Raw genomic sequence first — 12392 nt, 5'->3', positions numbered from 1 at the left:
TTATTCTGAAAGTGTCCAGCGCTGGAGCGGGGTATAACGCGTTCGACCGTTAATGAAGTTCGACTCATAGAGCACAAACTCGCTCACCGGGATTTCCCAGTGAAATCCTGGCGCCGGAATTGGCACCGCATGCGCCGTATTGCGTAGCAGCGTTAAATGCGGGTGAAACGGCTGCGGGCTCTGATAACAGCCGCTGCGTGCCGCCTGAGCACGCAGCATATTAGCCAGCTGTAACATCCCGCGCGGCGGTTGACGGGTTCCCAGCCATACTACGCGTGAACGCAACCATTGGCCGGCATCGTCCAGGTGCAGGGTAAAGCCCGGCTGGCGGATGCGCCCCGCGAGTTTTGCCAGCGCGGCCTGCTTTTCAGCGCTCACTTCCCCCAGGAACGCCAGAGTGATGTGCATATTCGCCGCCGCCACCGGCCTTCCGGCATCATCCGGAAAGTTTTCCGCTCGCCAGCGCACAATCTGGCGCTGGATTTTGGTCGGGATCTCAATGGCGAAAAAGACTCTTTTCGACTCAGACATAGTGGGTACTCGGTAATGAATTGTGGCGATGCTACAATGTCCGCCTTTCAATGTTAACCCTTTGGAGCCAAACGTGTCGCAGTTGCCGGTCGCCGCTGTTCTTCCCGATCTTCTTTCTGCCCTGGCGAACGCGCCTGCCGTACTGCTTAACGCGCCGACGGGGGCGGGAAAATCGACGTGGCTACCGCTGCAAATTTTACGCGAAGGCAATATTAGCGGGCGGGTTATCCTGCTTGAGCCGCGCAGGCTGGCGGCGCGTAATGTCGCGCAGCGGCTGGCGGAACTGCTCGGTGAAAAGCCCGGTGAAACCGTTGGTTACCGGATGCGCGCGGAAACCTGCGTCGGGCCGGCTACGCGTCTTGAAGTGGTGACTGAAGGCATTCTGACGCGCATGATCCAGCACGATCCTGAACTGTCGGGCGTGGGGCTGGTGATCCTCGATGAGTTCCATGAGCGTAGTTTACAGGCGGACCTCGCGCTGGCATTGCTGCTCGACGTTCAGCAGGGGCTGCGTGACGACCTGAAGCTGCTGATTATGTCTGCCACGCTGGACAACGATAAGTTGCAGCGCTTGCTGCCTGATGCGCCGGTCATCATCTCCGAAGGGCGTGCGTTCCCGGTGGAACGTCGCTATCAGGCGCTGCCCGCCCACCAACGTTTTGATGAAGCTGTGGCTATCGCCACGGCGGAACTACTCCGCGCAGAGCCTGGCTCGCTGCTGCTGTTTTTACCCGGTGTGGGTGAAATCCAGCGTGTTCAGGAGCATCTGGCCTCGCGTATAGCGTCCGACGTTCTGCTTTGCCCGCTTTATGGCGCGTTGTCGCTTGGCGAGCAGCGTCAGGCTATTCTTCCTGCGCCTGTCGGCAAGCGTAAAGTCGTGCTCGCCACCAATATCGCTGAAACCAGTCTGACTATCGAAGGTATCCGTCTGGTGGTCGATTGCGCGCAGGAGCGGGTTGCGCGATTTGATGTGCGCTCCGGGTTGACCCGGCTGGTGACTCAACGTGTCAGCCAGGCATCGATGACCCAGCGCGCAGGCCGCGCAGGGCGACTGGAGCCCGGTATCTGTTTACATCTGCTGGGAAAAGAGCAGGCGGAACGCGCGGCGGCGCAAAGCGATGCGGAGATTCTGCAAAGCGATCTCTCTTCGCTTCAACTGGAGCTGTTGCAGTGGGGCTGCTATGACCCGCTGCAGTTAAACTGGCTGGATGCGCCACCGGCGGTCAATCTAGCTGCGGCAAGGCGCTTACTGACGCAGCTTCAGGCGCTGGACGGCGAACGTCTGACGGCACAGGGGCAGAAAATGGCGGCGCTGGGTAATGACCCGCGTCTGGCGGCAATGCTGATTGCCGCGAAAAGTGATGATGAGGCTGCCACGGCGGCCCGACTGGCGGCGATTCTGGAAGAGCCGCCGCGCGGTGCGGGTAGCGATCTGGGACACGCGTTTTCGCGCAATCAATCGAACTGGCAACAGCGTAGCCAGCAGTTGCTCAGGCGTTTGAACCGGCAGGGCGGAAAACCGGATAGCGACGCCATTCCCGCGTTGCTGGCGCAAGGTTTTCCTGACCGTATCGCCCGCCGACGCGGGCTGGATGGGCGCTATCAACTGGCGAACGGCATGGGTGCAATGCTCGATAGCGATGATGCGCTAAGCCGCCATGAGTGGCTGATTGTGCCGCTGCTGTTACAGGGCAATGCATCGCCCGATGCGCGTATTTTACAGGCTTACGCGCTGGATATAGACGTACTGGCGGCGCAGTGCCCGCAGTTAATTGAACAGTCCGATACCATCGAATGGGACGACGCGCAGGGTACGCTGAAAGCCTTGCGCCGTAGCCGCGTTGGGCAACTGACGATAAAAGTTCAGCCGCTGGCGAAACCGTCGGAAGACGAGCTGCATCAGGCGATGCTCAACGGTATTCGCGATAAAGGCTTAAACGTTCTGAACTGGACAGAAGACGCTGAGCAGCTACGCTTGCGTCTGCAATGCGCCGCGCGCTGGTTGCCGGAAGAAGCCTGGCCTTCAGTCGATGAGGCGTCGTTGCTGGCGGAGCTCGAAGCCTGGCTGCTGCCGCATATGAGTGGCGTGAAATCTCTACGAGCGCTGAAAAATGTCAATGTCAGGGAGGCATTACAGGCCTGGCTTCCGTGGTCATTACGACAACGTCTGGATAGTGAGCTACCAACTCATTACACTGTGCCCACCGGCAGCCGAATTGCAATTCGCTACGATGATGAAAACCCGCCTGCGCTGGCGGTGCGAATGCAGGAGGTGTTTGGTGAGGCGAGCACGCCAACTATCGCTCAGGGGCGGGTGCCGCTGGTGCTGGAGTTGCTCTCCCCGGCGCAGCGTCCTTTGCAGATTACGCGCGATTTAAGTGCGTTCTGGCAGGGGGCGTACCGGGAGGTGCAAAAAGAGATGAAAGGGCGCTATCCGAAACACGTCTGGCCGGACGACCCGGCGAACACCGCGCCGACGCGGCGGACGAAAAAGTATTCGTGAAAGGTTTTCCCCCTCTTCCTCAAGGGAGAGGGGACAGATTGTGCACATTGGTAAATTCAGTGCATGTTTTCCCCCTCTCCCTGTGGGAGAGGGCCGGGGTGAGGGCATCAGCGCGCACGTTTCCCCCTCACCCTAACCCTCTCCCTCAAGGGAGAGGGGACAGATTGTGCACGTTGGTAAATTCAGTGCATGTTTTCCCCCTCTCCCTGTGGGAGAGGGCCCGGGTGAGGGCATCAGCGCGCATGTTTCCCCCCTCACCCTAACCCTCTCCCTCAAGGGAGAGGGGACAGATTGTGCACGTTGGTAAATTCAGTGCATGTTTTCCCCCTCTCCCTGTGGGAGAGGGCCGGGGTGAGGGCATCAGCGCGCATGTTTCCCCCCTCACCCTAACCCTCTCCCTCAAGGGAGAGGGGACAGATTATGCACATTGGTAAATTCAGTGCATGTTTTCCCCCTCTCCCTGTGGGAGAGGGGATAGAACGAGCGAAATTTGAGAGATATCTTCTTCTGTTCCAAAACAGAAGAACTGAGAATCAGGCCTTTGCGCCTGAATGTTGCGGAGAGAAAGCATGGCGGGGAATGACCGCGAGCCGATTGGACGTAAAGGCAAGCCTGCGCGTCCGGCGAAACAAAAGGTGAGCCGTCGTCGCCTCAGAGATGAGGATTACGACGACGATTATGAGGATGACTATGAGGATGATGAGCCAATGCCACCACGTAAAGGAAAGGGCAAGGGCGGCAAGCCTCGTAGAAAACATGGCTGGTTCTGGCTGCTGGTGAAGCTGGCTATCGTTTTTGCTGTTCTGTTGGCGATTTACGGTGTCTATCTTGACCAGAAAATTCGCAGCCGTATTGATGGCAAAGTCTGGCAACTGCCGGCGGCGGTGTATGGCCGCATGGTTAACCTTGAGCCCGATATGCCCATCAGTAAGAAAGAGATGGTGCAACTGCTGACGGCAACACAGTACCGCCAGGTGACCGCGATGACGCGTCCAGGCGAATTTACCGTGCAGGCCAACAGTATTGAGATGATCCGCCGTCCGTTTGATTTCCCGGACAGTAAAGAAGGGCAGGTGCGCGCGCGTCTGACCTTTGATGGCGATCACCTCGAAACCATAGAGAACATGGAGAACAACCGTCAGTTCGGCTTCTTCCGTCTCGATCCGCGTCTGATCACCATGCTCTCTTCGCCAAACGGCGAACAGCGTCTCTTTGTGCCGCGCAGCGGTTTCCCGGATCTGCTGGTGGATACCCTGCTGGCGACCGAAGACCGTCACTTTTACGAGCATGATGGTGTAAGCCTCTACTCGATCGGTCGTGCGGTGCTGGCAAACCTGACGGCGGGCCGTACGGTGCAGGGGGCGAGTACGCTGACGCAGCAGTTGGTGAAAAACCTGTTCCTCTCCAGCGAACGCTCCTACTGGCGTAAAGCCAATGAAGCGTACATGGCTGTGCTGATGGATGCTCGTTACAGCAAGGATCGCATCCTTGAGCTGTATATGAACGAAGTGTACCTCGGCCAGAGCGGCGATAACGAAATTCGCGGTTTCCCGCTGGCGAGCCTGTACTACTTTGGTCGCCCGGTGGAAGAGCTGAGTCTCGATCAGCAGGCGTTGTTGGTCGGGATGGTGAAAGGCGCCTCTATCTACAACCCGTGGCGTAACCCGAAGTTGGCGCTGGAGCGTCGTAACCTGGTGTTGCGTTTACTGCAACAGCAGAACTTTATCGACCAGGAATTGTACGACATGCTCAGCGCCCGTCCTCTGGGTGTGCAGCCGCGCGGCGGGGTGATTTCACCGCAGCCTGCGTTCATGCAGATGGTGCGCCAGGAGCTGCAGGCAAAACTGGGCGATAAAGTGAAAGATCTCTCCGGTGTGAAGATCTTCACCACCTTCGACTCGGTGGCGCAGGATGCGGCAGAAAAAGCGGCGACGGAAGGTATTCCGGTACTGAAGAAACAGCGTAAGCTGAGCGATCTTGAAACGGCGATGGTGGTTGTCGATCGCTTCAGTGGCGAAGTTCGCGCGATGGTTGGGGGCGCAGAGCCACAGTTTGCCGGGTATAACCGCGCAATGCAGGCACGTCGTTCTATCGGCTCGCTGGCAAAACCGGCGACCTATCTGACCGCGTTAAGCCAGCCGAATCAGTATCGTCTGAACACCTGGATTGCCGATGCGCCGATTTCTCTGCGTCAGCCAAATGGTCAGGTGTGGTCGCCGCAGAACGATGACCGTCGCTTTAGCGGTCAGGTGATGCTGGTGGATGCACTGACGCGTTCGATGAACGTGCCGACGGTTAACCTTGGTATGGCGCTGGGCTTGCCGGCAATTACCGATACCTGGCAGAAACTGGGCGTGCCGAAAGATCAGCTGCATCCGGTTCCGGCGATGATCCTGGGCGCACTGAACCTGACGCCGATTGAAGTGGCACAGGCGTTCCAGACTATCTCCAGCGGCGGTAACCGCGCGACGCTCTCTGCATTACGTTCGGTGATCGCGGAAGATGGTACGGTGCTGTATCAAAGCTATCCGCAGGCCGAGCGTGCCGTTCCGGCGCAGGCGGCATACATGACGTTATGGACCATGCAGCAGGTTGTTCAGCGTGGTACCGGTCGTCAGCTGGGAGCGAAATATCCGGGCCTGCATCTGGCGGGTAAAACGGGTACCACCAACAACAACGTCGATACCTGGTTTGCCGGCATTGATGGCCGCGAAGTGGTGATCACCTGGGTCGGCCGTGATAACAACCAACCGACGAAACTGTACGGTGCAAGCGGTGCGATGTCGATTTACCAGCGCTATCTGGCGAACCAGTCGCCGATTCCGCTGGTGCTGACGCCGCCGGAAGATATTGTGGATATGGGCGTCGATTACAACGGAAACTTCGTGTGCTCTGGCGGCTCGCGTATGTTGCCGGTGTGGACGACTGACCCGGATGCACTCTGCCAGCAGGGTGAGATGATGCAGCAGCAACAGGAGCAGCAGTCGGGCAATCCGTTCGACCAGTCCTCTCAGCCGCAGCAACAGCAGCAACCACAAGAGCAACCGAAGAAAGAAGAGAAAGACGGCGACGGTGTCGCTGGTTGGATCAAGGATATGTTTGGCGGTAATTAATACCGTTAACGCGCAAAGCCCGCTGAGTAAAGCGGGCTTTTTTATGGGCGATTGTCAGAATCTCGTAATCACTAAAATCAATCTATTAACCCTCTGTTTTCATCTGGTTATTTCTTGAACCTTTAATCCACAACCACCCCTATATTGCTTGCTATATCGCCGCCGTTTGGCCTATTATTCGGCGGTTATAATAATAATTCTCGTTTACGTTATCATTCATCATTCCATCAGAGATATACCAATGGCGCATCTGAAAACTGCTCAGCCAAACCACTCGCTGCGTAAAATCGCAGTCGTAGTAGCCACAGCGGTTAGCGGCATGTCTGTCTATGCACAGGCGGCGGTTCAACCGAAAGAAGAAACTATCACCGTCACTGCGGCTCCTGTTTCCCAGGAAAGTGCGTGGGGGCCGGCTCCGACAATCGCGGCTAAGCACTCGGCAACTGCCACCAAGACCGACACGCCGATTGAGAAGACGCCACAGTCTGTTTCGGTAATTACACGTCAGGAAATGGATACTCGTCAGCCTACTACCGTGAAAGATGCAATGGCCTATACGCCGAGCGTTTTCTCAACCCGTGGTAGCTCTTCCACTTATGATGTTGTTTCTATTCGCGGATTTACTGCACCGACCACCGTAAACACCAACCAGTATCTGGACGGTATGAAACTTCAGGGTAATAACTATTCTGAAGTCTCGATGGACCCCTATTTCCTGGAACGCGTTGAAGTTATGCGCGGGCCAACCTCAGTGCTGTATGGCAACAGCAACCCAGGCGGCATCGTGAGCATGGTCAGCAAACGCCCGACCACCGAACCCCTGCGTGAAATTCAGTTTAAAATGGGCACAGATAACCTGTGGCAAACCGGCTTTGACTTCAGCGACGCGATCGACGATGCGGGCGTGTGGTCCTACCGTCTGACCGGTTTAGGCCGCAGCCAGGACACGCAGCAGGAGATGGCGAAATCAACCCGCTACGCGATTGCGCCTTCCTTCAGCTGGCGTCCGGATGATAAAACCGACTTCACTTTCCTGAGCAACTTCCAGAGCGATCCGGATGCGGGTTACTATGGCTGGTTGCCGCGCGAAGGTACGGTAGTTCCTTATGTTGATGCTAACGGTAACTCGCATAAGCTGCCGACCGATTTCAACGAAGGCGAGAAAGATAACAAGATGCAGCGTCGCCAGCAGATGGTGGGCTACAACTTCTCTCACGCGTTTAACGATACTTTCACCGTGCGCCAGAACCTGCGCTACGACCAGGTGAAAACGCTTTATAAAGCGGTGTACGGTTTTGGCTACGACGGCGCGGGTAAAATTAACCGCAACTACGTTCGTTCTGACGAAGCGCTGAATGCCTTTACCGTTGATACGCAGCTGCAATCCAACTTTGCCACCGGTGATGTTGACCATACGCTGCTAACGGGCGTCGACTATTCACGTATGCGTAATGACGTTGACGCGCTTTATGGTTCCGCCAGCCCGTTAGACATGAGCAACCCGCAGTATGGTAATGCGAATGTGTCCATCAACTTCCCATACGCGGTACTCAACCGTATGGAACAGACGGGCCTCTACGCACAGGATCAAATCGAGTGGGATAAGTGGGTGCTGACGCTGGGGGGGCGCTACGACTACGCGAAAACCTCAACTCTGACCCGTTCAAGCAATTCGTTAGCCGAGAAGAACGACCAGCAGTTCACCTGGCGTGGTGGCCTGAACTACCTGTTCGATAACGGTATTTCTCCGTACTTCAGCTACAGCGAATCTTTCGAGCCGACCTCTGGCTCAACGAAAGAAGGCACGCCGTTTGATCCGTCTCGCGGTAAGCAGTACGAAGCGGGCGTGAAGTATGTGCCTAATGACAGACCGATCGTGCTGACGGCGGCGCTGTACCAGTTGACGAAGAATAAAAACCTGACGGCGGATCCGAACGATCCAACCGGTCTGTACAGTGTACAGGCGGGTGAAATTCGCTCTCGCGGCGTGGAGCTGGAAGCAAAAGCGGCGCTGAACGCGAACATCAACCTGACGGCGGCCTACAGCTACACCGATGCAGAATATACGGAAGATACCATCTTCAAAGGTAAGCGTCCGGCGGAAGTTCCGCGTAACCAGGCTTCTCTGTGGACGGACTATACCTTCTACGATACCGTCCTGAGCGGGCTGACCTTCGGTGCGGGTGTTCGTTATACGGGCTCAACGGTGAGCTACTACAAAAACGATACCTCCACAGGCAAGAAAAACGATTCGTTCAACGTCGGTAGCTACACCGTGGCGGACGCGATGGTCAAATACGATCTGGCGCGTTTCGGCCTGCCGGGGTCGTCTGTTGCCGTGAACGTCAACAACCTGTTTGACCGTGAATATGTCTCCAGCTGTTATAGCGAATATGCATGCTACTGGGGTGCGGAACGTCAGGTTGTCGCGACGGCGACTTTCCGCTTCTAATCTCTCCTATCGGGCGCGGTTTATCCGCGCCCTTTGACAAGTTGACGGCTATGCAGGACATCACAACCCCTCCAGATACCACCTTTACACTCGATAACGTCTCGTTTCGGGTTCCTGGTCGCACGCTGCTTCATCCTCTCTCGCTCACCTTCCCGGTGGGAAAAGTGACTGGCCTTATCGGCCACAACGGCTCCGGTAAATCGACGCTTTTGAAAATGCTCGGTCGTCATCAGCCACCGTCGGAAGGCGAGATCCTGTTGGATGGTCAACCGCTCGATAGCTGGAACAGCAAAGCGTTTGCCCGTAAAGTCGCCTATCTGCCGCAGCAGTTGCCGCAGGCGGAAGGGATGACGGTGCGCGAACTGGTGGCGATTGGCCGCTATCCCTGGCACGGGGCGTTGGGGCGTTTTGGCGTTGCCGACCGCGAAAAAGTGGAAGAAGCCATTACCCTGGTTGGGTTAAAACCGCTGGCCAATCGGCTGGTGGATAGCCTCTCCGGCGGCGAACGTCAACGGGCGTGGATTGCCATGCTGGTGGCGCAGGACAGCCGTTGTTTGTTGCTGGATGAACCGACCTCCGCGCTGGATATCGCGCATCAGGTCGATGTATTGGCGCTGGTGCATCGCTTAAGCCAGCAGCGTGGGCTGACGGTTGTGGCCGTACTGCACGATATCAACATGGCCGCGCGCTACTGTGACTATTTAGTGGCGCTGCGCGGTGGCGAGATGATTGCTCAGGGCACGCCTGCCGAGCTGATGCGCAGCGAAACGCTGGAACATATTTACGGTATTCCGATGGGGATACTGCCACACCCGGCAGGTGCTGCGCCGGTAAGTTTTGTCTATTGATGGGTACCTCCTCTTTGATTAGCCGTCGACGTTTACTGACGGCGATGGCTCTCTCGCCGCTGCTCTGGCAGATGCGCCACGCGCAGGCGGCGACGGTCGATCCTCACCGTATTGTGGCGCTGGAGTGGCTCCCGGTTGAGCTGCTGCTGGCGCTGGGCGTCACGCCTTATGGTATTGCCGATATCCCAAACTATAAGCTGTGGGTGAATGAACCCGCACTGCCGGATTCGGTGATCGACGTTGGCCTGCGCACCGAACCCAACCTCGAACTGCTTACCCAAATGAAACCCTCGTTTCTGGTCTGGTCGGCGGGCTATGGCCCCTCAGCCGAGACGCTGGCGAAAATTGCGCCAGGGCGCGGCTTTGCCTTCAGCGATGGGAAAAAGCCACTGGCGCAGGCGCGTCACTCGCTTGTTGAAATGGCGCAACTTATTGGCCGCGAGCCGCAGGCGCAACAGCACCTGCGGGAATATGATGCCTTTGTTGAAAGCCTGAAGCCGCGTTTCACGATGCGCGGCGATCGCCCGTTATTGATGGTCACCCTGTTGGATGCGCGTCATATGCTGGTTTTCGGGCCGAACTGCCTGTTCCAGGAGATGCTCGATTCACTTGGCGTTAAAAATGCCTGGCAGGGCGAAACTAACTTCTGGGGCAGCGTGGCGGTGGGTATCGACCGACTGGCCGCCTACAAAGATGCGGATGTGCTCTGCTTTGACCACGGCAACGACCCGGAAATGCGTAAGCTGATGGCGACGCCGTTGTGGCAGGCCATGCCCTTTGTGCGGGCCCATCGTTTTCAGCGCGTACCGGCGGTCTGGTTCTACGGCGCGACGCTTTCGGCGATGCACTTTGGCCGCGTGCTGGATAACGCGCTGGGAGGCAAAGCGTGAGGAATAAAATCTCCCCGTTTGCTGCCCTGTTGCTGGCGTTGCTGTTTTTCGTCGCGTTGGCGTTAACCTGGTTTAACTTCAATGTCGCGCTGCCGCGTGGGCAGTGGTTGCAGGCGCTTCGTCAACCGAATATCGATTCTATCGACCAGATGTTGTTCCATTACAGCCTGGCGCCGCGTCTGGTGATTTCACTGCTGGTGGGCGCGGGGCTTGGGCTGGTCGGTGTCCTTTTCCAGCAGGTGTTGCGAAATCCACTGGCTGAACCGACGACGCTTGGCGTGGCGACCGGCGCGCAGTTAGGCATGACTGTCACCACGCTGTGGGCGATCCCTGGTGTGTTGGCCTCGCAGTTTGCCGCATTGGCCGGAGCCTGCATTGTGGGGGCGCTGGTGTTTGGCGTGGCGTGGGGTAAACGACTTTCCCCGGTGACGCTGATTCTGGCGGGGCTGGTGGTCAGCCTCTACTGCGGTGCCATCAACCAGCTTATGGTGATTTTCCATCATGACCAGCTACAAAGCATGTTCCTGTGGAGCACCGGCACGCTGACGCAAACTGACTGGAGTATCGTCGAACGCCTGTGGCCGCAGCTGCTGGGTGGGGTGATGCTCACGCTGTTGCTGCTGCGACCGCTGACGCTGATGGGGCTGGATGACGGCGTGGCCCGCAACCTGGGGCTGGCGTTATCGCTGGCGCGCCTGGCGGCGTTGACGCTGGCGATTGTCATCAGCGCTTTCCTCGTTAACGCGGTAGGCATTATCGGCTTCATCGGCCTGTTTGCGCCGCTGCTGGCGAAAATGCTCGGCGCGCGCCGCCTGCTGGCGCGATTGATGCTGGCGCCGCTGATTGGTGCGCTCATTCTCTGGCTTTCTGACCAAATTATTATCTGGCTCACTCGCGTATGGATGGAGGTCTCCACCGGCTCAGTCACCGCGCTGATAGGTGCGCCGCTACTGCTTTGGTTGCTACCGCGTCTGCGAAGCATGACCGCACCGTCGATGAATGCCAGCGATAATGTTGCTGAGGAGCGTTACCACGTGCCTGCGTGGGCCATCGCCGGGCTGGTTGTTCTGCTGGTGGCGATTTTTGCCGCGCTGGCGTTTGGCCGTGATGCCGGGGGCTGGCACTGGGCGAGCGGCACGCTACTGGATGAACTGCTGCAATGGCGCTGGCCGCGCGTGCTCTCTGCATTGATCGCCGGGATGATGCTGGCGGTGGCGGGCTGTATTATTCAGCGACTGACGGGCAATCCGATGGCAAGCCCGGAAGTCCTGGGGATTAGCTCCGGTGCCGCGTTTGGCGTGGTGCTGATGCTGTTTATCGTACCGGGTAATGCTTTTGGCTGGCTGCTGCCCGCGGGGAGCATCGGCGCGGCGGTCACGCTGCTGATTATTCTGATCGCCGCCGGACGCGGTGGCTTTTCGCCGCACCGCATGCTGCTCGCGGGGATGGCGCTCAGCACTGCCTTTACCATGTTGTTGATGATGTTGCAGGCGAGCGGCGATCCGCGCATGGCGCAGATCCTGACATGGATTTCGGGTTCAACCTATAACGCAACCGGGACGCAGGTGCTGCAATCGGCGCTGGTGATGGCGGTGCTATTCTTGCTGGTACCGTTGAGCCGCCGTTGGCTGACCATTCTGCCGCTCGGTGGAGATACCGCGCGGTCTGTGGGCATCGCTCTGACGCCTGCGCGAATTGCGCTGTTGTTGTTGGCAGCCAGCCTGACGGCAGCGGCCACGCTCACCATTGGCCCGCTGAGTTTTGTTGGCCTGATGGCGCCACATATTGCGCGCATGATGGGCTTTCGCCGCACAATGCCGCATATCGTGATGTCTACGCTGGTGGGGGGATTACTGCTGGTGTTCGCCGACTGGTGCGGGCGCATGATGATGTTCCCGTATCAGATCCCGGCAGGGTTGTTGTCGACCTTTATCGGTGCGCCGTACTTTATTTATTTGCTGAGAAAGCAGAGTCGTTAGAAAAGACCCTCACCCCGGCCCTCTCCCTGAGGGAGAGGGGGAAAACTAGCGCTGGTCGGTTCCCTCTCCCGATGGG

General features: G+C 57.8%; 7 protein-coding genes. 6 read left to right on the top strand and 1 reads right to left on the bottom strand.

Annotated elements, in window-relative coordinates; translation table 11 throughout:
- Nucleotides 1-531 carry an RNA 2',3'-cyclic phosphodiesterase gene (gene thpR, locus ACOXYR_RS17425; RefSeq protein ID WP_108476986.1) on the bottom strand — a complete coding sequence of 177 codons (531 nt, stop codon included), beginning with the start codon at nt 529-531 and terminating at the stop codon, nt 1-3.
- A gap of 73 nt (nt 532-604) precedes the next feature.
- Here thpR and hrpB point away from each other — a divergent pair, with 73 nt between their 5' ends.
- The 6 genes from hrpB (at nt 605) to fhuB (ending at nt 12316) form a co-directional block, all read left to right on the top strand.
- Nucleotides 605-3034 (top strand): ATP-dependent helicase HrpB, encoded by a 2430-nt coding sequence (gene hrpB / locus ACOXYR_RS17420; protein ID WP_421355811.1) that lies wholly within the window; start codon nt 605-607, stop codon nt 3032-3034.
- 569 nt (nt 3035-3603) lie between these two features.
- Entirely contained in the window at nt 3604-6147 is a 2544-nt protein-coding gene (gene mrcB / locus ACOXYR_RS17415; RefSeq protein WP_421356394.1) for a bifunctional glycosyl transferase/transpeptidase, read from the top strand.
- Between the two features lie 241 nt (nt 6148-6388).
- Entirely contained in the window at nt 6389-8599 is a 2211-nt protein-coding gene (gene fhuA, locus ACOXYR_RS17410) for a ferrichrome porin FhuA (RefSeq protein WP_350437304.1), read from the top strand.
- Nucleotides 8545-9447: a Fe3+-hydroxamate ABC transporter ATP-binding protein FhuC gene (gene fhuC, locus ACOXYR_RS17405; RefSeq protein ID WP_421356395.1), complete on the top strand. Its 903-nt coding sequence runs from the start codon at nt 8545-8547 to the stop codon at nt 9445-9447. The genes fhuA and fhuC overlap by 55 nt, the downstream gene beginning before the upstream one ends.
- Complete coding sequence (gene fhuD / locus ACOXYR_RS17400) at nt 9447-10337, top strand: Fe(3+)-hydroxamate ABC transporter substrate-binding protein FhuD (protein ID WP_421356396.1); 891 nt, start codon at nt 9447-9449, stop codon at nt 10335-10337. The genes fhuC and fhuD overlap by 1 nt, the downstream gene beginning before the upstream one ends.
- Nucleotides 10334-12316, top strand: a complete 1983-nt coding sequence (gene fhuB, locus ACOXYR_RS17395; protein WP_421356397.1) for a Fe(3+)-hydroxamate ABC transporter permease FhuB — start codon at nt 10334-10336, stop codon at nt 12314-12316. The genes fhuD and fhuB overlap by 4 nt, the downstream gene beginning before the upstream one ends.
- Nucleotides 12317-12392 lie beyond the last annotated feature (76 nt).

Origin of the sequence: Pseudocitrobacter faecalis, from assembly GCF_965231525.1 — a bacterium.
Lineage (GTDB): Bacteria > Pseudomonadota > Gammaproteobacteria > Enterobacterales > Enterobacteriaceae > Pseudocitrobacter > Pseudocitrobacter faecalis.
The sequence above is the reverse complement of the archived record's forward strand: the minus strand, read 5'-3'. Positions and strand labels throughout refer to the sequence as shown.

Bases quoted from the DNA above. Each gene is read 5' to 3' on its own strand.
- thpR (WP_108476986.1), bottom strand. From the start codon at position 531: ATGTCTGAGTCGAAAAGAGTCTTTTTCGCCATTGAGATCCCGACCAAA.
- mrcB (WP_421356394.1), top strand. From the start codon at position 3,604: ATGGCGGGGAATGACCGCGAGCCGATTGGACGTAAAGGCAAGCCTGCG.
- fhuA (WP_350437304.1), top strand. From the start codon at position 6,389: ATGGCGCATCTGAAAACTGCTCAGCCAAACCACTCGCTGCGTAAAATC.
- fhuC (WP_421356395.1), top strand. From the start codon at position 8,545: ATGCTACTGGGGTGCGGAACGTCAGGTTGTCGCGACGGCGACTTTCCG.
- fhuD (WP_421356396.1), top strand. From the start codon at position 9,447: ATGGGTACCTCCTCTTTGATTAGCCGTCGACGTTTACTGACGGCGATG.